The 21,904-nt window shown below is 59.8% G+C and carries 21 protein-coding genes; 8 read left to right on the top strand and 13 right to left on the bottom strand.

Annotation, left to right across the window (positions count from 1 at the left end; all coding sequences use genetic code 11):
- From NET03_RS13650 to NET03_RS12925, 4 genes are all read left to right on the top strand, one after another.
- A partial coding sequence (locus tag NET03_RS13650) for an ABC transporter ATP-binding protein (protein WP_286207487.1) occupies positions 1-847 on the top strand: 847 nt, incomplete at its 5' end.
- A gap of 13 nt (positions 848-860) precedes the next feature.
- Positions 861-1,775: an ABC transporter permease gene (locus NET03_RS12915; RefSeq protein ID WP_252129306.1), complete on the top strand. Its 915-nt coding sequence runs from the start codon at positions 861-863 to the stop codon at positions 1,773-1,775.
- Positions 1,772-2,635, top strand: coding sequence for an ABC transporter permease (locus NET03_RS12920; protein WP_252129307.1), 864 nt, complete (start codon positions 1,772-1,774; stop codon positions 2,633-2,635). The genes NET03_RS12915 and NET03_RS12920 overlap by 4 nt, the downstream gene beginning before the upstream one ends.
- A gap of 18 nt (positions 2,636-2,653) precedes the next feature.
- Entirely contained in the window at positions 2,654-3,886 is a 1,233-nt protein-coding gene (locus NET03_RS12925; protein WP_252129308.1) for a polyamine ABC transporter substrate-binding protein, read from the top strand.
- Between the two features lie 63 nt (positions 3,887-3,949).
- On the opposite strand, the gene NET03_RS12930 is transcribed toward NET03_RS12925, so the two are convergent.
- Entirely contained in the window at positions 3,950-4,555 is a 606-nt protein-coding gene (locus NET03_RS12930) for an HD domain-containing protein (protein ID WP_252129309.1), read from the bottom strand.
- Between the two features lie 21 nt (positions 4,556-4,576).
- A complete protein-coding gene (locus NET03_RS12935) occupies positions 4,577-5,083 on the bottom strand; it encodes a hypothetical protein (protein ID WP_252129310.1) in 507 nt (168 codons plus the stop codon).
- An 89-nt stretch (positions 5,084-5,172) separates the two neighbouring features.
- Here NET03_RS12935 and NET03_RS12940 point away from each other — a divergent pair, with 89 nt between their 5' ends.
- A complete protein-coding gene (locus NET03_RS12940) occupies positions 5,173-5,799 on the top strand; it encodes a class I SAM-dependent methyltransferase (RefSeq protein WP_252129311.1) in 627 nt (208 codons plus the stop codon).
- Here NET03_RS12940 and NET03_RS12945 read toward each other — a convergent pair.
- From NET03_RS12945 to NET03_RS12965, 5 genes are read right to left on the bottom strand one after another with little or no spacing between them, the layout of a single operon-like run.
- Positions 5,794-6,669 carry a sulfurtransferase gene (locus NET03_RS12945; RefSeq protein ID WP_252129312.1) on the bottom strand — a complete coding sequence of 292 codons (876 nt, stop codon included), beginning with the start codon at positions 6,667-6,669 and terminating at the stop codon, positions 5,794-5,796. The two genes, NET03_RS12940 and NET03_RS12945, sit on opposite strands and share 6 nt — an antisense overlap.
- Positions 6,659-7,033 carry a helix-turn-helix domain-containing protein gene (locus NET03_RS12950; RefSeq protein ID WP_252129313.1) on the bottom strand — a complete coding sequence of 125 codons (375 nt, stop codon included), beginning with the start codon at positions 7,031-7,033 and terminating at the stop codon, positions 6,659-6,661. Before NET03_RS12950 ends, NET03_RS12945 begins: the two co-directional genes overlap by 11 nt.
- Complete coding sequence (locus NET03_RS12955) at positions 7,026-7,448, bottom strand: secondary thiamine-phosphate synthase enzyme YjbQ (protein ID WP_252129314.1); 423 nt, start codon at positions 7,446-7,448, stop codon at positions 7,026-7,028. The genes NET03_RS12950 and NET03_RS12955 overlap by 8 nt, the downstream gene beginning before the upstream one ends.
- Positions 7,445-8,941, bottom strand: coding sequence for a leucyl aminopeptidase (locus tag NET03_RS12960; protein ID WP_252129315.1), 1,497 nt, complete (start codon positions 8,939-8,941; stop codon positions 7,445-7,447). Before NET03_RS12960 ends, NET03_RS12955 begins: the two co-directional genes overlap by 4 nt.
- A gap of 1 nt (position 8,942) precedes the next feature.
- Positions 8,943-9,536 carry a DUF1684 domain-containing protein gene (locus tag NET03_RS12965; protein ID WP_252129316.1) on the bottom strand — a complete coding sequence of 198 codons (594 nt, stop codon included), beginning with the start codon at positions 9,534-9,536 and terminating at the stop codon, positions 8,943-8,945.
- 774 nt (positions 9,537-10,310) lie between these two features.
- Here NET03_RS12965 and NET03_RS12970 point away from each other — a divergent pair.
- Positions 10,311-12,374, top strand: a complete 2,064-nt coding sequence (locus NET03_RS12970) for a thioredoxin domain-containing protein (RefSeq protein ID WP_252129317.1) — start codon at positions 10,311-10,313, stop codon at positions 12,372-12,374.
- On the opposite strand, the gene NET03_RS12975 is transcribed toward NET03_RS12970, so the two are convergent.
- Complete coding sequence (locus tag NET03_RS12975; RefSeq protein ID WP_252129318.1) at positions 12,344-13,252, bottom strand: acetamidase/formamidase family protein; 909 nt, start codon at positions 13,250-13,252, stop codon at positions 12,344-12,346. The two genes, NET03_RS12970 and NET03_RS12975, sit on opposite strands and share 31 nt — an antisense overlap.
- Positions 13,253-13,337: 85 nt before the next feature.
- On the opposite strand from NET03_RS12975, the gene selB reads away from it, so the two are divergent.
- Both selB and NET03_RS12985 read left to right on the top strand, forming a co-directional pair.
- Entirely contained in the window at positions 13,338-15,233 is a 1,896-nt protein-coding gene (gene selB, locus NET03_RS12980) for a selenocysteine-specific translation elongation factor (protein ID WP_252129319.1), read from the top strand.
- Positions 15,211-16,059: a PIG-L deacetylase family protein gene (locus NET03_RS12985; RefSeq protein ID WP_252129320.1), complete on the top strand. Its 849-nt coding sequence runs from the start codon at positions 15,211-15,213 to the stop codon at positions 16,057-16,059. The genes selB and NET03_RS12985 overlap by 23 nt, the downstream gene beginning before the upstream one ends.
- On the opposite strand, the gene NET03_RS12990 is transcribed toward NET03_RS12985, so the two are convergent.
- The 5 genes from NET03_RS12990 to ribE all read right to left on the bottom strand — a co-directional run.
- A complete protein-coding gene (locus NET03_RS12990; RefSeq protein WP_252129321.1) occupies positions 16,017-17,261 on the bottom strand; it encodes an MFS transporter in 1,245 nt (414 codons plus the stop codon). The two genes, NET03_RS12985 and NET03_RS12990, sit on opposite strands and share 43 nt — an antisense overlap.
- A gap of 13 nt (positions 17,262-17,274) precedes the next feature.
- On the bottom strand, positions 17,275-18,924 hold the full coding sequence (locus NET03_RS12995) for a D-alanyl-D-alanine carboxypeptidase family protein (protein ID WP_252129322.1): 1,650 nt from the start codon (positions 18,922-18,924) through the stop codon (positions 17,275-17,277).
- Positions 18,925-19,527: 603 nt separating this feature from the next.
- Positions 19,528-20,040 (bottom strand): 6,7-dimethyl-8-ribityllumazine synthase, encoded by a 513-nt coding sequence (gene ribH / locus NET03_RS13000; RefSeq protein WP_353655833.1) that lies wholly within the window; start codon positions 20,038-20,040, stop codon positions 19,528-19,530.
- Positions 20,040-21,296 (bottom strand): bifunctional 3,4-dihydroxy-2-butanone-4-phosphate synthase/GTP cyclohydrolase II, encoded by a 1,257-nt coding sequence (locus NET03_RS13005; protein WP_252129324.1) that lies wholly within the window; start codon positions 21,294-21,296, stop codon positions 20,040-20,042. The genes ribH and NET03_RS13005 overlap by 1 nt, the downstream gene beginning before the upstream one ends.
- 17 nt (positions 21,297-21,313) lie before the next feature.
- A partial coding sequence (gene ribE, locus NET03_RS13010; protein ID WP_252129325.1) for a riboflavin synthase occupies positions 21,314-21,904 on the bottom strand: 591 nt, incomplete at its 5' end.

Below are 21,904 nucleotides of genomic sequence, written 5' to 3' on the forward strand. Positions count from 1 at the left end.
TCAGAACTACGCGCTGTTCCCGCATATGACGGTCTATGACAACGTCGCGTTCGGCCTGCGTATGAAGCGTATTCCTCGGGACGAAATCGCCCGTCGGGTACGTGAGGCCCTGCAACTGGTACGACTGCAAGGTTTTGAGGAACGGTATCCCCGGCAACTTTCGGGTGGCCAGCAGCAACGAGTTGCACTGGCCCGCGCACTCGTCAATCGTCCGCGCGTGTTGCTCCTTGACGAGCCGCTTGGCGCCCTGGATCTGAAGTTGCGGAAGGAAATGCAGCTTGAGCTCAAGCATCTTCAAATGACAGTCGGTATTACGTTCATCTATGTCACGCATGACCAGGAAGAGGCCCTCACCATGTCCGACCGTATTGCGGTGATGAACGCTGGCCGCGTCTTGCAGGTCGGAACCCCGGTGGAGATTTACGAGCGTCCGTCTTCACGCTTTGTTGCGGACTTCATTGGTGAGTCCAACTTTTTGCGTGGTCGCGTCACCGAGGTGGGATCAGGAGAAGTGAGCGTCACGCTCGATGGCGGATTCCCCGTCTCCGTCCGCTGTGACCTGCTCCCTGCACGTGGGACCGAGGTGACCGTCGCAGTTCGTCCAGAGAAGATCCGCATCGCGCCTGCAGAAGCACCGGAGGCGAATGGACTGGTGCGAGGACGTGTCGAAGAGGTGATCTACATTGGTACTGACACCTTCTATGTCGTGCGGATCACCGACGAGACGGTGGTACGCGTTCGCAGCCAGAACGACCGCAACCGACTCGACGGCGGTCAGTTACTCCCTGTGGGTACGCCGGTCAGCCTGGAGTGGGCACCGGACGCGGCCCGCGTCTTGACGGAGTAGAAGAGGACACCAGATGGTCGTCGCCGAACGTGTCCGCCCGGATCAGCAGATTCTCACATGGCGTGAACGCATCGTTGAAGTGATCCGTCAGCGTGAGGGACTCCGTGCTCTTCTCCTTGCCGGTCCCGGCGGCCTGTGGTTATTGCTCTTCTTTCTCCTACCCATCGCCATCGTCTTCGCCTATAGCTTTGCGCACCGTGGTCCGTACGGAACGGTCGCGTGGGCCTTTACAGTAGAGAACTACACGCGCCTGTTCGACTGGCTTTATATCCGAGTCTTCCTCGTGTCAGTCTGGCTTGCATTGCTGTCAACCATCATTTGCCTCCTCATCGGATACCCCTTTGCGTATGTCATCGCACGTGCCCCGCGACGCTGGCGGAACGCTCTGCTGGTTTTGGTCCTCATTCCGTTCTGGACAAACTTTCTTGTACGGACGTACGCCATTATGCTCCTGCTCCGAGCTGATGGCTTGATTAACAATGCTCTTCTCTGGTTAGGTGTGATCGAGCACCCGCTCCCGATGCTTTTCACCCCATTTGCAGTCGTGCTCGGCTTGGTCTATGGCTACCTTCCGTTCATGATTCTCCCCATCTACGCTTCGATTGAGAAATTCGACTTCACGCTCGTCGAAGCCGCGCAAGACCTTGGTGCAAACACGTGGCATGTCTTTTGGCGCGTGCTCCTGCCGTTGACGCTGCCCGGAGTTCTTGCGGGCTCAATCCTCGTCTTCATCCCGTCGGTCGGGGCCTTTGTCACGCCTGACTTGCTCGGTGGCGGCAAAGTTGTCATGATTGCCAACTTGATCAATCAACAGTTCCTCACCGTCCGCCATTGGCCATTCGGATCAGCTGTGTCCTTTGTGCTCATGACTATCGTCCTTGCCGCGACAATGCTCTACTTCCGACTTGGAGAAGGACGACGCATATGACCGTCGATGTCAGCATGCCCTCCGCGCTTGCTTATCCCAAACGTCGGTGGCGGGTCTCGTTCGGTTGGCTCGCTCTCTACCTCAACGTTGCTCTCGCCTTTGTCTTTCTTTATGCGCCAATTGTTGTGATGTCCATATTCAGCTTCAATGCGTCTCGTCAGATGCAAGTTTGGATGGGATTCACGCTCGATTGGTACGTCCGGATGCTGCATGACGAACGCGTCCGGATCGCTGCACAGAACTCTCTGATCATTGCGTCCGTCTCGACACTCGTATCGACAGTCATTGGCACGCTCGCAGCGATGGCCTTGGAACGCACGCGCTTTCGAGTCAAGCGCCTGTACGAAGGGGCAATGTATCTGCCAATCATCGTGCCCGAAATTGTCATGGCCATTGCCCTCCTTGTCTTTTTCAATCTGGCCTTCACGTGGTTGGATCGACTCTTCGGCCTCCAGCTCAAATTTGGCCTCGGTACTATCACGATTGCCCACATCGCCTTTTCGTTCCCGTTTGTTGCAGTCGTCGTCCGGGCACGTCTCGCCGACTTCGATCGTACGCTTGAGCAAGCCGCGCAGGATCTGGGCGCCACCGACTGGCAAACGTTCCGATACATCACGCTGCCGCTCCTCATGCCGGGCATTATCGCTGGCGCGCTGCTCGCCTTTACGTTATCGATCGACGACTTTGTGATCACCTTCTTTACTGCTGGCGTTGGTTCGACCACCCTACCACTCGAAATTTATGGGCGGGTGCGTCGTGGTATCACCCCGGACGTCAACGCACTATCTACGGTCATGCTGCTGGCCTCTATTGTGCTCGTGCTCGGTTCTTTGCTCTTGCAACGGCGTCGGACGGCATAACGTGAGGAGGATACGGTTATGAGACCTGAGAATCTTGCCCAGCGTTGGCTCCGCGACTATCGCCAAGGACGGCTTTCGCGGCGCGAGCTCCTGCGTCGCCTCGGCCTCCTCAGTTTGAGCGTCCCAACCATCGGAACGCTGGTAGCCTGTGCCCGCTCTGTCGAAACACCGACCGCACCGAGCGGCGCAACACCTGCAGCTCCAACAACTCCTGGCGAGCAAGGAACGCCCTCAGCTGGAGCGATCCCTGAGTACATCGACCGGACGAAACTTGACAAAGAGTTGAACTTCTATAACTGGTCGGAGTACATCGACCCCGACCTTCTCACGGAGTTCCAGGAGACCTATGGCGTCAAGGTAACAATGGACACATACGCTTCAAACGAGGATCTCCTGGCGAAGCTCCAAGGCGGTGCGACAGGTTACGATGTGATTGTCCCATCTGACTACATGGTCAGCATCATGATCAACCTGGGAATGCTCGAGCCACTCGACTACTCTGTCATTAAGACGATCACGAATATCGAACCGGAGAATCTCAAACCGTACTACGATCCCGAAAACACCTATAGCGTCCCATATATGTGGGGCACGTCCGGATATAGCTATGACACAAGTGTCCTTGGTGAAGATCTCACGAGCTGGAAGGAGGTCTTCGAACCGCGTCCTGAGGTACGCAAGAAGGTTGTGATGCTCGACGATCAGCGTGAAGTCATCGGCGCAGCCCTGATGTACCTCGGGTACGAGATCAATGAGACAAGTGACGAGGCACTTGCGAAGGCCAAAGAGCTGCTGCTCGCGCAGAAGCCGTATGTCCTCGCCTATTCGAGCCAGAACAACGACGACCTGTTGGTTGCCGGCGAAGCATTGATTGCGCATATTTGGACAGGCGATGCGCTCTTGAGTGAGCAAGAGAAGCCATCTCTGCGCTATGTCATTCCGATCGAGGGGTGTACCGTTTGGCAAGACAATCTCTGTGTCCCCAAGACCGCACCGCATAAGTACACGGCGATGGCCTTCATCGATTTCCTTAATCGCCCGGATATCGCTGGTCGGAACGCCAACTACATCATGTACGGCAGTCCCAACAAGGCAGCCCGCGAGCAAGGCTATATCGACGAAGCTGTGCTCCAAAATCCGGGAGTCTATCCGCCGCCTGAGGTGTGGAAGCGCCTCCAGTGGATCAAGGACGTTGGGGAAGCAGGCGCACTGAAGTACGACCGCCTCTGGACAGAGATCAAGACCGCTTGATGACACGTACCAAGAGGCGAGGCGGGATAGCGGTCCGCCTCGCCTCTTCACTTGTCCACCTGCTCACGCAGCTTCCACCGGTTTCCGCTCCAGCCCAAGCTCCTCGGCGATCTCCTTCATCGCATCGAGAACTATTCGGATATGCTCGTCCAGCGAGACTCCCAGCGCTGCTACAGCCCGCTCAATCTCCTGCCGGTTGACTGCCGCAGCAAACTCCTTTGCCTTCCACTTCTTCTTTACACTCGAAACCTCGACGTCCAGAATACTCTTTGTCGGTCGCACTAAGGCCACAGCGACAAGAAAGCCCGTCAGCTCGTCGACTGCAACCAGCGTCTTCTCAAGGAGCGTTTCCGGCTCGATCCCTGTGACCTCGCTGGCATGAGCAAGAATTGCCCGTACCACAATCTCCGGGTAGCCTCGTTCACGCAGAATCCGAGCGCCGACGACCGGATGCCCCTCGGTGCTGATGTTCGGATGCCGCTCGTAATCGAAATCGTGTAAGAGGCCGACCAGTCCCCAAAGGTCCTCGTTCTCTCCAAACCGCCGCGCGTAGGCTCGCATGGCTGCCTCAACCGCACGCATGTGCCGCAGGAGATGCGGCTGGGTCGTAAACTCGGTTACTAGGCACCACGCCTCATCACGCGTCGGCAGCCGGAGTTCTTCCACCATTCGTCCCCTCCCAGCACAACGTTACCGCCGTTCCCGCTTCGGTTCCGCTACCAAGGCGCGTAGCGCACGGAACCACCGATTCCGCCGCCGGAGTTCTGGGACAAAGACTTGTGCGGCAGCACGCCCGAGCATCCGTCCAGTTACCGTGGCAAAGTCGTTAGTCGCTGTTTGACCACGGTGTGCTGACTGCGCCGGAATCCCTCGTGTTCCCCGCGTCGCGCTTAATCGTCCAGCACCGCGGGCGAGTTCCTTGAGCCAGTCCCGGCGCGGCTCAAGATGTCCACCTCGTCGCTTCCAACGCCAGCGACTCACAAACATCCCCACAAAGCCGCCAAGAACGGCAATCAGCGCTCCAGGACTATTGGGCCGTGCCTCAACGAGATCAAGGCCACTAAAATCGGTCAACCAAAGAACACCAGCAGTCACAAAGTATCCGACCACCCAGGCCACTGTCTCATTAAAGGCTTGCCCAAACCGACGCGTTGTTCGCCACGAGAGAACGAAGATCAGCGGTACGATTAACCACATCGCCCCTTGTGACCTCCTCCAGTCTCTCTCAAGACTACCGGTTTCCACTCGTGGCGACCAGTTACACTCCAGCGTAGGAGGAATCGCTCATGAGTCACCATTCTGTTGTGTCAAAACTGGCACGCCATTACGACCGCTTGGCTGAGCACTATGACTCGGCGATGGATCGCTTCGAAGGATGGCTCCTCGGTGACTGGCGGGCATGGGCTGCGGCACAGGCTCACGGTCGTACGCTCGAGATTGCCATCGGCACGGGTCGTACACTCCTTTTCTATCCTGAGGGCGTCGCGGTTCTTGGTGTGGAGCTCAGTGCCGGCATGCTCCAGTACGCACGCCAGCGAGCCAGGGGTCGGCAGCTACCCGTTCTCCTCGTCCGGGCCGATGCGCAAGCGCTGCCGATCCGTAACGAGTCCATAGATGTCGTTGTCTCGATTCTCAGCCTTTGCACAATTCCCGATCACCGTCAGGCACTTGCCGAAGCTTACCGGGTTCTTCGACCCGGTGGTCGTCTTGTCCTCGTCGAACATGTTCGCAGTCCTCACCGGGCCATCGCCACCGTGCAGCATCTCATTGATCCGTTGAGCATTCGCTTCGCCTGTGACCACCTCACGCGCGAGCCGCTCGAACTCGTGCCACAATGTGGCTTCCGGGTAGTGGAGATCCAACGACGGCGGCTCGGCATCATCGAACGCGTACTTGCCGAAAAGCCGCTATGAGCATGACTGAGGAGCAGGAAGGCCCAAGGCGATAGGTAAGTCGTCTCGGTTCCCCCACTCGGCCCAACTTCCCACATAGACACGGACATTGCGGATACCGGCCAGGCGCAGCGCGAGCGCTGCATGGGCAGCCCGTACTCCACCGTGACAATAGGTAATGGCCACCGATTCAGGTGTAAGCCCAACGCGCTGTGCCCGTCGCAGAATCTCCGCCGCCGGGAGGAAAGTTCGCTGCCCGTCCCAGTCCAAGCTCTGCTGCCAAAACCAGTGACGGGCACCAGGGACATGGCCACCACGTCGCGCCCGGACTTCCTCCCCCGTGTACTCGCTCAGCCGGCGGACATCAAGGATGACCGCCGTTCCTTCAGCGATCGCTCGATGCACCGTATCGGCATCGACGATCAATCCAGGATCTCGATCACGCCCCGGCAGGGTGAACTGCGACCTCGGCCAGATCGGCTCCTCCACACTGACTGGTCTCCCCTCCATCACCCACCGTGTCCAACCACCATCGAGGATGCGAAGACGGTCACCACATCCGTAAGTAGCCAACGTCAACCACAGGCGTGCTACAAAATGTCCGCCCTCATCGTCATACCCCACAATCAGGTGCTCGTCGCCGATTCCAAGGTCACCCAGTCGTTGAGCCACGTGTTCTGGTGCGGCGAGTCGATAGGCAATCGGATCGTTTGGATCAACCGTCACATCGGTCCAGTCGAGATAGCGAGCTCCAGGGATATGCCCTTTCCGATACTCAGCACGCCCGTCACGCCCGTCAAAGTAGTATCGACAATCAACGACTCGTACACGGGGATCGAGCAGGCGTTCGGCCAACCAATCAGTATCGACAAGAATCTCCTCACGCCTCATCGCTGCTCCCACTACTCCCCCTTCCAGATCGCGCACGCCGCCATCGCAAGTAGTCGGCGTACCGTAGGAGCTCTTGACGATCTTCAGCCTCAAGCCCCCGCCAAAGGTCACACCCCTCCGACACGGACTCCTGTCGCGCGAGCTGCCCGGCAAGCGCGCCAAAGAATTCTGCCGCTGTCATCCCGAAGGCGGCTGCGAGACGGTCCAGCACCTCGAGAGTCGGGAGCTTCCGCCCACGCTCCAGTTCGCTCAGGTACGCAATGGAAAGGCCGCTCCGTTCCGCTAACTCGCGCAACGACCAGTGCCGTTCCACCCGGAATCGCGTGAGGATCGCCGCGATCGTGGTTCGTAATCGCTCACTCACCAAGCACCTGCACCCAAAGGGTTCGGGTCCGCGGATGCGTGTCGAAGTCTAAGAGAACAATCCTCTGCCACGTGCCCAACGTGAGGGCACCATCCACCAAAGGGACGGTCACTGAGGGGCCAATGACGAGCGACCGAAGGTGACTATGCGCGTTATCATCTGCATTGAGCCGGTTGTGCGCGTAATCAGCGTGCTCTGCCGCGAGGCGCTCTGCGGTTATCCGGATATCCTGCACCAACCCCGGTTCGTACTCGGAGACAGAGAGAGCGGCCGTCGAGTGAGCGACGAAAACACAGACTAATCCGTCGCGAATACCACTCGCCTGGACCACCTCACGGACTTGACGGGTCACGTCCAGCATCTGGTCTCGGCCAGTCGTCGCGACCTCAAATCGGCGAGCGAACGCGCGGCTCATGCCTGCCTGCCTTCCGCGCATCCAGCCCACAGTTCAAGGAAGCGGATCAGCGTTCGCACACCATGCCCCGTCGCACCGGCGGGTCCAAACAGACCTCCCTGCTCTGCCCAGGCCGGCCCGGCAATATCCAGGTGCAGCCACGGACGCCCCTCAGTGAACTCGCGAAGGAAGAGTGCTGCATTGATCGCTGCACCCCAGCGGCCAGCGGTGTTTTTGAGATCCGCGTGCTCGCTGCGCAGTTGCTCGCGATACTCTTCCCACAAAGGTAGTGGCCACACACGCTCACCGACGTCCGCAGCCGCCTGGAGTAGCAAGTCCCGTGCACGTTCGTCGCTTGCAAAGACGCCGCTTCCTCCCCTGCCGAGCGCGATTGCACAGGCTCCCGTCAGCGTCGCAATGTCGATGAGGAGCTCCACTCCTTGCCGCACAGCGAAAGTTAACGCATCAGCGAGCAGTAAGCGCCCCTCTGCATCGGTACTGATCACCTCAACCGTCTTCCCGCTGAAAGTGCGGAGGATGTCGCCCGGCCGGAAGGCGTTCCCATCCGGTAGATTCTCAGCGGCTGCCACAACCCCGTGAACTTCCAAGGGTAACTTCAGTGCCGGAAGCGCGCGCAGGACAGCGAGCACAGCGGCCCCACCCGCCATGTCACCTTTCATCCGCTCCATGCCCTCGGCCGGCTTTAGACTAAGCCCTCCTGAATCAAAAGTCACCGCTTTGCCAACGAGGGCAAGGCGCCCTCGCACCTCCCCTTCCGGGCGGTAGATCAAATGGACAAGACGCGGTTCTCGACGGCTTCCCTGCCCAACGGCCAGAATCGCCCCAGCACCGAGTTCCTCCAAGAGCGCGCGGTCGTATATCGCGCATTCCAGTCCGACCTCTTGCGCAACCTCCCAGGCGATGCCGCTCAGCCGTTCCGGATCGAGTATGTTCCCTGGCTCGTTTGTGAGGTCTCGAGCAAACGTGACCGCGTCACCCACCAGCCGGCCATAGCGGATACCGGTGTCAATCTCGGCCCCAGCGATAACCGCAAGACGTTCGATGCGCGCGCCGCCCTCGAGGCTCCGATAGCGAGAAAACCGGTAACTCGCGAGGACGGTACCTTCGACAAGCACTTGCGCGACGGTTGCATCGTTCACACCTGGAACCTGAACCAGGGGCCAAACGAGACTTCGCCCGCCGGCCTCGGCAGCCAGTTTCACAGCGAGTGCCGCCGCTTTGCGGACATCAGTCAGCGTTCGCTGAGTCGACCCACCCAGACCGACGGCGATGAGCCGCTCTGCAGCCATCCCTTCGCACGGCGGGAGGACCGCTGCCTGTCCCACACGGCCAGTGACCCCAACAGCGCGTGCTGACCGCCCAATCCAGGCGCGGAGAGATGCTTCGAGAAACTCGAGCGATCCCTCCACCTCGCCATCTGGAACGATAGGGATCACCACGCTGCCAGCCAGCCGATCGAGTGGCTCGCTTGACGTGACGACCTCGATCCCCACGTCACCCTCCGATCAACGGCATCGGCCCTTTCGGCTTCTCCACTTGTGCGACGGATACATAGTCTGGATACGCCATCTCTCCAGCGCGGATTGGCACCTGGACAATGTTCTCCCGCGGCGGAATTGGACAAGTCCATCGATCGTTGTAAGCACAGTAAGGGTTGTATGCCATGTTGAAATCGATCACGAGCTTGCCATCTGGCGTCTCCTGTGGATCGAGATAACGCCCAACCGAGTAGGTTTCTGTTCCCGCTGTCGCATCACGAAACGGCAGGAAGTATCTCCCTCGGCCCACTTCACGGTAGACCGTCAAGGTAACCGGCTGACCTTCGATCACGAGATGTGCACGGCCAGCAACAATGAATTCCTTCGGCTCACCCGTTGTCGTCCCCAGCACAACTCGCTCCTGACTCACACCTTCACGATCGAGTTCTACAACGAACCGATACTCAGGTTTGACCGGATAGTAGCGGAGTCCCTGGAACCGCTCCCGCTGCTCCGGAAGCAACGGAGAATTGGGATTGTTTCGGAAAAACTCGTCGCGACGCTTCCGGTACTCCTCGATCCGACGAATGTACGCCTCTTCGCTGACCATCGTTCAATGCTCCTTACTCCTGCACGCCTTTGCGCCTACACCGCGGCAAGGATACCCAAGAAAACACCGAGCCGGCCTGATGAGGCCGGCTCGGTGGTTCGCGTGGGCGCCCCCGTGAGGGAGCCGGCTACCCGACCACCTCCACGGTGACGCCCGGAAGTTCGTGACTACTCATTCCGGGCATCACCCCCTTTCCCCTGCACGGTCTCTGCTCGAGAACCGCACATGTGCTGAGCCTAACACGCCTCGCACTCAACGTCAACAGCGCAGTATGGACAGCCCGCCTCGCAGACCGGGATTGACAGACGCTCCACGGTAAGGTTTCAGATAGTAGACTGACTTGTAAGTTACTTTGGCGCACCCGCTGGTGCCCCTCACCTGGCAAGGCCTTCCAGCACCTTCTCCAGATCACAGCACGGATCGCCATCACTGCCCGACGTTGGCACCTCGAACCTCGTTGAGCCATGACAGGCTGAGCCCCCTGTCGCGCTCTCGCCAGAAGGTAGACGTACAGAGCCTTCAACGGGTCTTCTGCACGCGGAGTTCGTCCCCGCACACCAGCATCGAGGTGCTTTGAGGACTGCCATTGTCTTCCAGAACCCACTCTCGGCCGGAAACGGGCAGTGTCTGAGCGCGCCGGCCCTCGACACGAGGTCGCCGATCCACCACTCTGGTAATGGTGATCGACGGCCTTAACAGGTATCCTTGCGAGAACCGGAAGTCTCCGGTCGTTGAGTGGGGCTGTGCCCCGAAGCGTCGAAAGCGAGGTCGACTATGCCGAACCGCCTCGCCCACGAAAAGAGTCTCTACCTGCGCCAGCATGCAGACAACCCAGTCGACTGGTATCCGTGGGGAGAAGAAGCGTTTCGCGTCGCACGGGAGCAAGACAAGCCGATTCTCTTGAGCATCGGTTACTCGTCTTGCCACTGGTGCCATGTTATGGAACACGAGTGCTTCGAGAATCCCGAGATCGCTCAGTTGCAAAATGAACTCTTTGTCAATATCAAGGTCGATCGTGAGGAACGACCGGATCTGGACGAACTGTACATGAACGCACTGCAGGCGATGACCGGCTCCGGCGGTTGGCCGCTGAATATCTTTTTGACCCCGGACGGCAAACCGTTCTATGGAGGCACGTACTTCCCACCAGAGGACCGGGGACAACTTCCGGCCTGGCCGCGGGTGCTGGTAGCTGTCGCTCAGGCATATCGGCAGCGCCGGGAAGAAGTCGAGCGAGCTGCCGATGATCTGGTCACGTACTTGCAACAGCAGACGAGGCCACCACTCTCACCGACGGCGCTTCGGGAGCAGTTCCTTAACGAGGCCGCGCGCAATCTCGTCCCACACTACGATCGCGAGCACGGTGGCTTCGGCACCGCCCCCAAGTTTCCCTCGCCGATGCAGCTCGAATTCCTGCTGCGGACTTACCGACGTGCCGGAGCGCCGCGCGCATTGGAAATGGTTTTACAGACGTTGACCGCGATGGCTCGCGGAGGAATCCACGATCACATTGGCGGCGGTTTCCATCGCTACGCTGTTGACGACGCTTGGCTCGTTCCCCATTTTGAAAAGATGCTCTACGACAACGCTCTCCTCGCCCGGATCTCCACGCTTGCCTACCTGGTGTCAGCCAACGCTCTTTGTCGGCAAGTCGCCGAAGAAACGTTCACCTACCTTTTACGCGAAATGCACGGATCGCACGGTGGATTCTTCTCTGCACAGGACGCGGACACCGGGGAAGGAGAGGGTGCCTTCTACCTTTGGACACCAGAAGAGATCGAAGCAGTTGTCGGCCCTGAGGAAGCAACGCTCGTTTGCCGGTATTTCGGCGTCACGCCGCAGGGGAATTTCGAAGGCCGATCGATCCTCCATGTGCCGGACGATCCAGCGCTCGTTGCCGCGGAATTTGGCCTTTCCGCAGACGAGTTGGCCCACCGCATCGCCAGAGCCCGAGCCCTGCTCTACGAAGCGCGCAGCCAGCGCCCCTGGCCTGCACGCGATGAGAAGGTGATCGTCTCCTGGAATGGACTGGCGATCCGTGCCTTCGCCGAAGCAGGCGCTGCGTTCGATCGACCCGATTTCTTGGCAACTGCCGAACGAGCTGCACGATTTATCCAAGAAAATCTCTGGGACGGACGTACACTGTTCCACGTTTGGGAGGACGGTGAGGCTCGATTCTCCGGTTTTCTCGATGACTACGCGAACCTCGTCAACGGCCTGCTCTCGCTCTACGAGGCAACCTTCGACCCAAGATGGGTCGACTGGGCCCGCTTGCTCACCGACCTGATGCTCGAACGCTTCCTCGATCCGGAGGCAGGCGATTTCTTTGATACACCAGCTGATGGAGAGAAGCTCATCGTTCGGCCGAAGACCTTTGTTGACCAGAGCACACCGAGCGGCAATGGAAGTGCAGCGGAAGCACTTCTCCGACTTGGCACATTACTGGGTGAACGGCGGTACACCGACCGGGCAGTAGCCATTCTCGAACGCTATGCCCCAATTGCCGTTGAGCATCCGATTGCCTGTGGCCAACTGTTGCTCGCCATGGACTTTGCGCTGGGCGATCCGCACGAGATTGCCATTATTGGGGATCCAACACTACCAGAGACACGCGCCTTGTTGCGTATCGTCTACGCAAATTACATCCCCAACCGGGCCCTTGCGCTCCGCCACCCCGAGGATGAAGAGGCGGCTCGGAGTATCCCTCTTCTTGCCGAGCGAACCTTAGTCAACGAGCGCCCCACCGCGTATGTCTGCCGGCAATTTGTCTGCCAGCGCCCCGTCACCACACCACGCGAACTTGCGGATCAACTGGAGGTGCGCATCCCGGATGAGTAGCTGAGCGGCTGCAGCGGGAGCTCCGCAAGGACGACCGGCCCGGCCGGACCGCCAAATCGATAGGCTAGACAGGCACAGGCATAGGCGTAGGCCTCCCGCTGGGGAAGCGCGAACTCCGTTCGAAGCACCTCCAGCGCCTGCTGCAGCGCGTGCTGCTGTGCAGCGCTCAAGGTCGGTCCAACACCCACGAGGAGCAAGGTATGCCCTGTGCGAATCCGCGGGGCACGGCAACGGACCTCAGGGTCGACAGTTGTGCGCACAATGACTCGCGCCGCAGCCTCGATGCCGACATGTGCTGGCTCGCCGGCGCCAATAGCCGCATGGACATCCCCAATGTAGAGGTACGCTTCTGATCTCTGCACTGGAAGCCAGATTGTGCTTCCCGGGCCGAGTTCTACAAGATCAAGATTTCCTCCCCACGGCCACACTGGCCGGAACGTTGAACTCACTCCCCGCGCCGGTGCTAATCCGATACACCCGATGCTCGGCTGTACCGGTATCCGCAGGCACTCTGAAATCGCCAACGTCCCGTCGAGGAGGGTAACCTCTTCACACCGAGACTCTGCTATGAGAGATCCCAATGGTCCAAATCCACGTAGGGAGACGAGCCAGGCACGCTCAATGATGATGTCCAGGATATCGATCCGGAGTGCCTGGCCCGGTCGCGCACCAATGATTGCGAGCGGTCCCGTCACCTGGTTGAACCGCTCGAGGGAAAGAGACTCCGGCGGAATACCGCGAGCAAGAAGTTCGTAAGGTTCATCGCTTGTCTGAAACTCCACGATCGCTCCCGACGAAACACGCGCCGCGGGAGGAGCATGGGCCTCCAGGGCGGCACGTCGGTGCTGGCACGGAATGATGACTCGGTCAACCGTCATGCTGATCCCCTTTTCATGGATCCGGTTTTCCCAACCAGAGGCTACACTTGACAGCGCGAACGAGGGCGGGAGGCCGAGCTGAATCATGACACGACAGACATTCGTTATCGGAACCGCTGGACACGTTGACCACGGGAAATCGACACTGGTCAAAGCGCTGACTGGGATCGATCCGGATCGTCTCCGCGAAGAAAAAGAGCGAGAGATGACCATCGACCTCGGCTTCGCCTGGATGACGCTTCCGAGCGGTCGGCGGTTGAGCATCGTTGACGTGCCCGGTCACGAGCGGTTTATCAAGAACATGCTTGCCGGGGTGGGTGGCTTCGACGCCGCGTTATTGGTCGTGGCAGCCGACGAGGGGCCAATGCCACAGACTCGGGAACACTTGGCGATTATTGACCTCTTGGAGATCCGGCACGGTGTCGTCGCACTCACCAAGCGAGATCTCGTCGATGAAGACTGGCTCGAGCTCGTCCACGCTGAGGTCGAGGAACTCCTGCGAGGGACAACGCTGGAAGGAGCACGGATCATCCCCGTTGCAGCAACTCGTGGCCAGGGACTCACAGAGCTCATCGACGCAATCGATCGCGTGCTCGACCATGTGCCCCCACATCCCGGTCGTGGACGACCTCGCCTTGCGATTGATCGAGTCTTCACAATCGCTGGCTTCGGAACAGTCGTCACTGGTACTCTGCGGGACGGTGAACTCGAAGTAGGACAGGAGGTTGAAATTCTTCCTCGTGGCCTGCGTGCCAGGGTACGCGGGCTACAAAGCCATCGGACGCGGGTCGAGCGGGCATTGCCAGGCTCGCGGACAGCTGTCAATCTGAGCGGCGTTGAGGTCGATGACATTGCGCGCGGTGACGTGCTCACCGTTCCCGGATGGCTAAAGCCGACGACGTTGCTTGACGCGCGGCTTCGCATGGTACCGGACGCTCCCGCTCCATTGGAGCAGAACGACGAAGTCGACTTCTTTGTGGGAACGACCGAGACGCTCGCCCGCGTGACATTGCTCGATGCCGAACGTCTCGAACCTGGCCAGAGTGGCTGGGTGCAGTTACGTCTTCAGGAACCGATCGTCGCAGCCCGCGGTGACCGGTTCATTCTTCGACGTCCCTCCCCCAGTTCGACGCTCGGCGGCGGAATCATTGTGGACACAGCGCCCCGTCGACACCGTCGTTTCCGTCCAGAGGTCATCCGGGCGCTGGAGGCACTCGCCTCAGGTGATCCGGAAACGATCCTCCTCCAGATCCTTGAAGGTGACCAAGTTTTCGAGTGGCGCGAACTTTTACAACGCGCAAGTCTTGACGAGTCGACGGCCGCAGAGGCGATCCAACGAGTCATTGCGGCAGGGCACGTGCTTGTTCTTGACGGCGGTGATGGACCACTGAGCCCGACAACATCCCTCGTCCGGCGTGAGGCAGCAGAGCGACTCTGTGCCCGACTCCTTGAATTGGTCCGGGATTACCACGCACGCTTCCCCCTGCGGCGCGGTCTACCCCGTGAGATGGCGCGCAGTCGCCTCGGCCTCACTCAACGCGCGTTTGATTACGTTGTTCTCCGCCTGGCTCGTGCTGGTCAACTCGTCGAAGAGGACGAGATCTTGCGACTTCCGGAGCACCGCATCCGCCTTGATGCAGAGCAGGAGAGCCGTGCCCGCGCCTATGAGGCAGCACTCCGGCAGGCACCGTTTACTCCACCAGCACCTGCGGAATATGGACTGGAAAGCGAGCTTGTGCAGGCGCTGGCTGACCTGGGCCGGGTTGTTCGTATCACCGACGACGTGGTTTTTGCACCGGAAGCCTGGGAAGCCATACAGCAGCGCGTTCTCGCACTCATTGATGCGTATGGGAGTGTTACTCTGGCCCAAGTCCGAGACGAACTCGGTACCAGTCGCAAATACGCCCAAGCGCTTCTCGAGTACCTTGATCAGCGTCACGTCACGCGGCGGGTTGGCGATGCACGAGTCCGTTACGCCTGAAAAAGTGCTCAAACCGATCTTTCTCGCGCCCCACTTCGATGACGTCGCACTCTCTTGTGGTGGAACAGTCTGCCTGTTCGCTGAACTTGGTCTCCGGCCGCTCGTCGTCACACTCTTCGGTGGAGAGCCACGTGAACCGCTTAGTGCCTTTGCCCAACAACAGCATCGTTGGCGAGGACTGGATGACGCTGCAGTCGTTCAGCTGCGCCGCAAAGAGGAACTCGCCGCCGCCAAGGTGCTCGGTGCCCAAGCGCTGTGGTTCGACATCCCTGACGCAATCTACCGCGACGCACGCTACACGTTCGACTCCGAACTCTTCGGCACAATCCACCCGGACGATCTTCCCTTGGTTGAGGAACTCCGCGCAATGGTCGAAGACGTGATCGAACTCCAGGATGGGCAGGCGACGCTTTTTGTTCCCCTAGCCATCGGTGGTCACGTCGACCACCAAATCGCTCGCATGGTCGGGTCAGCAGTCGCTGCTCGCGGCTACCCTGTCTGGGCTTATGAAGATCTGCCATATGCGGCTAGCTCAATCGGCCAAGAGCACTGCTCTGAGCTAACTCAGCAATACGCGGCAGCTCCTCCGTGGCTCGTTTTTCTCAGTGAGGAGTTGTTTCGCCGTCGACTCGAGGCTATCTCGTGCTACGAGAGTCAGGTCGCTTTCATCTTCCGCGAGATGGGCGATGTCGAAGAAGCTCTCCGAACCTATGCACTGACTGTTGGTAAGGGCCACCTCGCTGAACGCTTTTGGGAACTCCGCGCTTCAGTGGGCGCAGTGTCCTATCTCGAATCAGATGCCCCAGAGAACGAAGATACGGAATAGGAGCGGAAGACAAGCCAAAAGGTCACTGCCGCCACCAGAGTAAGCACGGTTCCCCAGCGAAACAGCGATGGATAACCCCAAACACTTGCGACCTGCCCACCAATCCATCCAGCCAAAGCGAGCGAGACATTCCAGCTCAGGAACGTAAGACTATTGACCGTTGCGCGAAGCGACGCGGGCACAATGCGCATCGAGTAGTCTGTGTGCAGAGGATCGGAGCAGTAGACGCAGAAGGTCCGGAGCGCATAGGCTGCTGCGGCGAGCCACCAGGTCGGTGCCCAAACAACGGCGAGGAGCCATGGCGCTGAAGACGCTCGCCCGAGAACGATCCCCAGCACAAGGCCGAAGCGCGTCGCGAGCATCGGCGCGGCGAGTGCGCCAGCCGCCGTCGCGACGATGCCCACCGTCCGCACCACCGCTACTTCACGACTTCCCACGCCGTATTCGGAGACGAAAAAGACGTTCAGGAACGGAAGAACAAGACCACCCCCTGCCGCAAGCAGCACCCCAGTGAAGGTGAGTCGGCGAACAGCCGAATGTTGGAGGCACTCTCGCACACGAATCCGTGGCCGCTCAACCACAACCGCCGAGAGTTTCAGGCGAGGCACAAACCAAAACGCGGCAATCGCTGGCAGACAACCGGTCAGGAGCGTCAGGCGATAGCGTAGCGCAGCATCCTCCTGCCAACGGATGAGCACATCCGGGAGCAACCCCGCATACGCGTTACCGATAACACTCGCGAGGATGCCAAGCGCAGCTGCCGCACTATACAGGTGTGTCCGTTCCTGCTCGCTGGACACCGCGGCAAGCAGCGGTGCTTGGGCGATTAGGAGCAAGGACACCCCGACGGCCGCCAACGCACCGCCGATGAGAAGAAGACTCGCCTGCGTGAGGAGACACTCAACTGCCACACCAAGTGCTGTCATCGTCAGGCCGAGCAAGAGGACGAGGCGAGGCCCGTACCGGTCGTACATGATCCCCGCTGGTAGACTCGCCAGAGCACCGGAGAGCATCCCGATCGCCGTTAAGACCCCGATGAACCGTTCGTCGAACCCAATGGCCAGCAGATAGACCGTGAAGAGCGTCGTGAATACACCATAGGCAATACCGAGGACACCAAAGATAACCAGCGCACTTCGCGCCGCCGGAGTGAACTCTCGGAAATTCTGCCAGTATTCGCCTGCAAGCGCTGTTAGCCGCATCGCGTGTTCTTCTTCATGAAAGGCGTGCGGAGGCCGCGAGCGTCCCCACCACTCTCGTCTGTGTCCACTCCCGGTAGTGCAAGCCGATGTTACCCATTTCAACTTCCCAACCCGGGGGATTGGACGGCGTGTACGTCAGGCAACGTCGTTCAAAGCACTGCAGAAGCACATCGTGCTCTACCCCGTTCACCCGGACACGAACCCAGTACGGTTCGGTGACCGGAAATCCCACCAGTGCGACCCAGGGTGAGAAGAGGAATTCTTCTCGCAGGTTGTTACCTGCCCAGACCGACCCTCGTTGCTCAAACCATGCGGCAAACACCGAGGCGACTCCATGGCCTGTCTCCGGAAATGGCTCCCCGTATCGTACAGCGTAGCGAGCCAGCTCCGGCTCAGTCCACACGGTCCCTTCAGCGTCTAAGCGAGTCGTCACCACCTCGCCTGGGCGGCCGGCCGCGGCTTGCATCTTTGAGCCGAGCAAGGCATACGTAATGCCGTTCCCTGGATCACCTGCTACTGCGATCCGTGCCGGACTGCGGTGTCGTAGGGTCCTGTCCCCGACCTGTTGCCAGCCAGTCATGAGCTCCCATGCGAGCCGTCCACCGGTCACGCGCCAACGCCCGTCAACCACCCGGTCTGGATGCGTCAGCTCCATCCGCCCTTTCTCGAAGTACTGCACGAGCCGACGGCCACCGGGGGCATCAACATACGGCTCCCATTCCACTGGGCCAAGTGGCGGCCCCCAGAGCCACGTCCGTTGCACGAGATTCTGGGCAATCGGATCGTCGGTACGCCGCCACCACCATTGGAACAACCGCGCAGCATCATCTGGCTCATCGAGTGGATCCACCACTGTCCAGCCAAAGTCAAGCAGCTTCGCTGCATCGTCGTACCACGAATCAAATGTGGAACCAGTAAGCACAACGATCAGTGTGTGTCCTGCCCGCTCGGCGACCTCGATGAGGCACAGTCCGGCCTCGTCCGTCCATCCGGTCTTGCCCCCGACGATACCGGGATACCGTTCAGGGAGCCTGTTCGTGTGACGCCACGTGAACCCCTCAGCACGGTACTCACGTGCGCCAAAAATCTCCACAAAACGAGCATCTGCGAGCGCAACGCGCGTGAGCTGAGCCAGATCGAACACGCTACTGAAATGCCCTGGTTCGTCCAATCCGTGCGGATTGGCAAAGCGTGTATGCTGCAGACCGAGTTCGGCCGCCTTGGCGTTCATCAGGTTTACGAAACGCTGGCGAGCCCAAGGATCTTCCGCACTTGGACTCCCACCAACTGCCCTTGCAATTGCCATCGCTGCATCGTTCCCACTGCGGAGCAGCAACCCGTACAGCAGTGTGCGAAGCGTCACGGTTTGTCCCGCAACCAGCCCAGCAGAGGACTCACCAATCAAGTCCTCCGGCACAATCGTCACCTGCAGGCCAAGGGAACCGTGTTCCAAGGCGACGAGAGCTGTCATTACTTTCGTTAAGCTGGCGATCGCGACTGGCTGACGCGCGGCGTGCTCTGCAACAACTGTCCCTTCAGAAGCTTCCATGATTACCCAGTGCCGAGCCACAACCGACGGCTCGGCTCGCAGACTAGGAGAAACCGGGATCTGGAACACTAGCACGCAGAACACAACGAGCAACCGAAGAGCGACGCGACCCATACGCTTCCCTTCCCCGTGTCCAAATGCTGGCTCTCAGCTTGGCGGAAAGCCTGCTCCCACGCAAGACGAAGCAGCTACCGATGGGCTCTGAACACCGGTAGATCTTGTTGATTCCTCTCCCGTTTTCCCTATCAGCCGAGAAAGCGGGATCATCGAGAAAGAAACAGAGGAGAACCTGCAACCCGTCCTTCCGTGTCACTGGAGTCGGGGAACGAGTGTCATACCCATTTGTTGGGAGGTTATCACATCGCCGAGGCATGACCCCATAATCGAGCCACTCCGTGATTCGGAACGTGATCCTCTAGGCAGACCACTGCGCTTCCGCAGTCCTCGCACGCTCGGCGCGTCACTCACAAGAGCGCCGCCCGAGGGAAAACGCGCCATCGGTCCACGCCCGTGTGGGGAAGAGGGAGCACAATGGTTGGCGTCAGCCAACGGACTTCCAGGATGAGGAGTATTGTGTCCTGCTCATGGAGCAACTACTGCACGCCCGCTCACAGACCAGGTTGATGGTCTCCACAGAGTGTCGCTGTGCGGCAACAAAAGCGCCCTCTTGGGCAGTACCGGCGCGAGCGCTCTCGCATGACTCGGCTCTGAGCTTGCTCAAGCTTCCAGCGAGGGTACCGTGAGGCGTTCCAGCTCGGCGAAGAGGCTCGCCATCTCGATCGCCGTCACTGCAGCTTCGGAACCCTTATTACCAAGCTTCGTCCCTGCTCGCTCCACTGCCTGTTCGATGGTATCCGTCGTCAGCACACCAAAAATCACTGGGACACCTGTTTGGAGCGCAACCTGTGCGATCCCTTTGGCGACCTCGCCCGCGACATAGTCAAAGTGTGGCGTTGCTCCACGGATGACTGCGCCGAGACAAATCACTGCATGGTACCGGTTCATTTGTGCCAGGCGCTTGGCTGTCACGGGAATCTCGAACGCCCCGGGCACCCAGACAATGTCAATCGCTCGCGGATCAACTTCATGCCGTACCAGCGCATCGAGTGCGCCACGTAAGAGCTGGGACGAAATGAACTCATTGAAGCGGCTTACCACAATCGCAAACCGCCGGCCTCGCCCACTGAGCGTCCCCTCGATCGCCCGGACACCTCGCCGATCAGATTCCATCATGCTGTGCCCCCTTGCTCTGTTTCGACCCCGATGCGAGCGAGTTCTTGCAGCAGAACCAGATGACCAAGCTTGTCACGCTTCGTACGCAGGTAACGGTGGTTGTGCTCGGTCGGCGGGAGCTCGAGAGGGACCCGTTCCACCACTGTGAATCCCAGTTCTTCGAGTGCAGTGACCTTGCGCGGATTGTTGGTCATTAGACGGACACGTTGGATACTGAGATCGCGCAGGATAATCGCCGCTTCCCGGTAATTCCTGAGGTCGGCCGGGAAACCAAGCTGAAGATTCGCTTCAACGGTATCCAGCCCCTGATCCTGTAGGTGATACGCCCGGAGTTTATTGAGCAGTCCGATCCCTCGCCCTTCCTGGCGTAGGTAGACGATCACCCCACGCCCTTCCATGGCGATCCGCTTCATCGCCGTCTCAAGCTGCGGACCACAATCGCACCGCTGTGATCCAAACACGTCCCCTGTCAAGCACTCCGAGTGCAGACGAACGAGGATCGGCTCCTCACTGTTCACTTCACCCAAAACGAGCGCGAGATCGATCTCTTCACCACCCAAACGCTGGTACGCCCGCAGGCGAAACATTCCGAATCGCGTGGGCAGTGTCGTCTCAGCGACACACCGGGCGACCCGTTCGTGCACCAGGCGGTAAGCAATGAGATCAGCCACGTGGACCAGAGGAATATCGTGCAGAGCGGAAAACCGCTCCAGCTCGGGTAAACGCGCCATCGTGCCGTCTGCACTCATGATTTCGCACACAACTGCGACGGGGTACAACCCTGCCAGGCGTGCCAGATCGACTGATGCTTCTGTCTGCCCGTCACGTTCGAGGACACCACCCGGCCGCGCCCTCAGTGGGAACACATGGCCGGGCATGACGAAATCGGCAGCTGTCGCGGACGGATCAGCCAACTTTCGGATCGTTGTGGCCCGATCAAACGCCGAGATCCCGGTCGTTACTCCTTCACGGGCTTCGACGGACACCGTAAACGCCGTCCCGAAACGCGAGCCATTCACTGTGGGCGGCACCATCAATGGTAGTCCCAAACGGTCCGCCCATTCGGCAGCCATGGGCACGCAGATCAGGCCGCGGGCTTCGCGCGCCATGAAATTCACCGCTTCTGGCGTACAGAACTGCGCCGCGATCGCGAGATCGCCTTCGTTTTCCCGTTCAGCATCGTCGACGATGATGACAAACCGCCCGGAACGGAACGCCTCGATCGCGCGCTCCACACGCTCGAATCGCGTCACCGTGCGCCTCCCTCTCTTCACGAGACGAATCCAGCTCGGCGGAGCGCTTCCAGCGACAGGCCGTCGGCGGCGCCGAGGCGCAGGAACTGTTCGACATATTTGGCCACGATATCGACCTCCAGATTCACCGGAGCACCCGGTCGCTTCCGCGGCAACGTGATGTGTTCTTGGGTATAGGCGACAAGCGAGACCTCAAACTCATGATCTGTCCGTCGCTGCACCGTCAGGCTTGCCCCATCGACCGCGATAAAGCCTCGCTCCACCACGTAGCGCATCACGTCCGCCGGTGCAGCGATCCGTACGACGAGCGCCGGACCATCATGCTCCATCCGCACCACTCGTCCAACCGCATCAACGTGACCTTGCACATAGTGCCCACCGAATCGCCCACCGACCGGAACGGCTCGCTCGAGATTCACAGGATCTCCCACACGAAGCGACCCGAGCGCGGAGCGGCGGAGCGTCACCGGCTGGAGCTCCACGAGGAAGCTGTCCCCGGCAAGTTCCGTGACGGTCAGGCAAACACCCTCGACTGCGATGCTGTCGCCGACACGAGTACCCTCCAGGACGGTCCGACAGCGGACGCGAAGCCGAGCCCCTCCCCCCGG

Origin of the sequence: Thermomicrobium sp. CFH 73360 (assembly GCF_023806465.1) — a bacterium.
Lineage (GTDB): Bacteria > Chloroflexota > Chloroflexia > Thermomicrobiales > Thermomicrobiaceae > Thermomicrobium.

What these genes read in the sequence shown, in the direction of transcription:
- NET03_RS12915 (WP_252129306.1), top strand. Translation starts at nt 861, where the DNA reads ATGGTCGTCGCCGAACGTGTCCGCCCGGATCAGCAGATTCTCACATGG.
- NET03_RS12920 (WP_252129307.1), top strand. Translation starts at nt 1,772, where the DNA reads ATGACCGTCGATGTCAGCATGCCCTCCGCGCTTGCTTATCCCAAACGT.
- NET03_RS12925 (WP_252129308.1), top strand. Translation starts at nt 2,654, where the DNA reads ATGAGACCTGAGAATCTTGCCCAGCGTTGGCTCCGCGACTATCGCCAA.
- NET03_RS12930 (WP_252129309.1), bottom strand. Translation starts at nt 4,555, where the DNA reads ATGGTGGAAGAACTCCGGCTGCCGACGCGTGATGAGGCGTGGTGCCTA.
- NET03_RS12935 (WP_252129310.1), bottom strand. Translation starts at nt 5,083, where the DNA reads ATGTGGTTAATCGTACCGCTGATCTTCGTTCTCTCGTGGCGAACAACG.
- NET03_RS12940 (WP_252129311.1), top strand. Translation starts at nt 5,173, where the DNA reads ATGAGTCACCATTCTGTTGTGTCAAAACTGGCACGCCATTACGACCGC.
- NET03_RS12945 (WP_252129312.1), bottom strand. Translation starts at nt 6,669, where the DNA reads ATGAGGCGTGAGGAGATTCTTGTCGATACTGATTGGTTGGCCGAACGC.
- NET03_RS12955 (WP_252129314.1), bottom strand. Translation starts at nt 7,448, where the DNA reads ATGAGCCGCGCGTTCGCTCGCCGATTTGAGGTCGCGACGACTGGCCGA.
- NET03_RS12965 (WP_252129316.1), bottom strand. Translation starts at nt 9,536, where the DNA reads ATGGTCAGCGAAGAGGCGTACATTCGTCGGATCGAGGAGTACCGGAAG.
- NET03_RS12970 (WP_252129317.1), top strand. Translation starts at nt 10,311, where the DNA reads ATGCCGAACCGCCTCGCCCACGAAAAGAGTCTCTACCTGCGCCAGCAT.
- NET03_RS12975 (WP_252129318.1), bottom strand. Translation starts at nt 13,252, where the DNA reads ATGACGGTTGACCGAGTCATCATTCCGTGCCAGCACCGACGTGCCGCC.
- selB (WP_252129319.1), top strand. Translation starts at nt 13,338, where the DNA reads ATGACACGACAGACATTCGTTATCGGAACCGCTGGACACGTTGACCAC.
- NET03_RS12985 (WP_252129320.1), top strand. Translation starts at nt 15,211, where the DNA reads ATGCACGAGTCCGTTACGCCTGAAAAAGTGCTCAAACCGATCTTTCTC.
- NET03_RS12990 (WP_252129321.1), bottom strand. Translation starts at nt 17,261, where the DNA reads ATGCGGCTAACAGCGCTTGCAGGCGAATACTGGCAGAATTTCCGAGAG.
- NET03_RS12995 (WP_252129322.1), bottom strand. Translation starts at nt 18,924, where the DNA reads ATGGGTCGCGTCGCTCTTCGGTTGCTCGTTGTGTTCTGCGTGCTAGTG.
- ribH (WP_353655833.1), bottom strand. Translation starts at nt 20,040, where the DNA reads ATGGAATCTGATCGGCGAGGTGTCCGGGCGATCGAGGGGACGCTCAGT.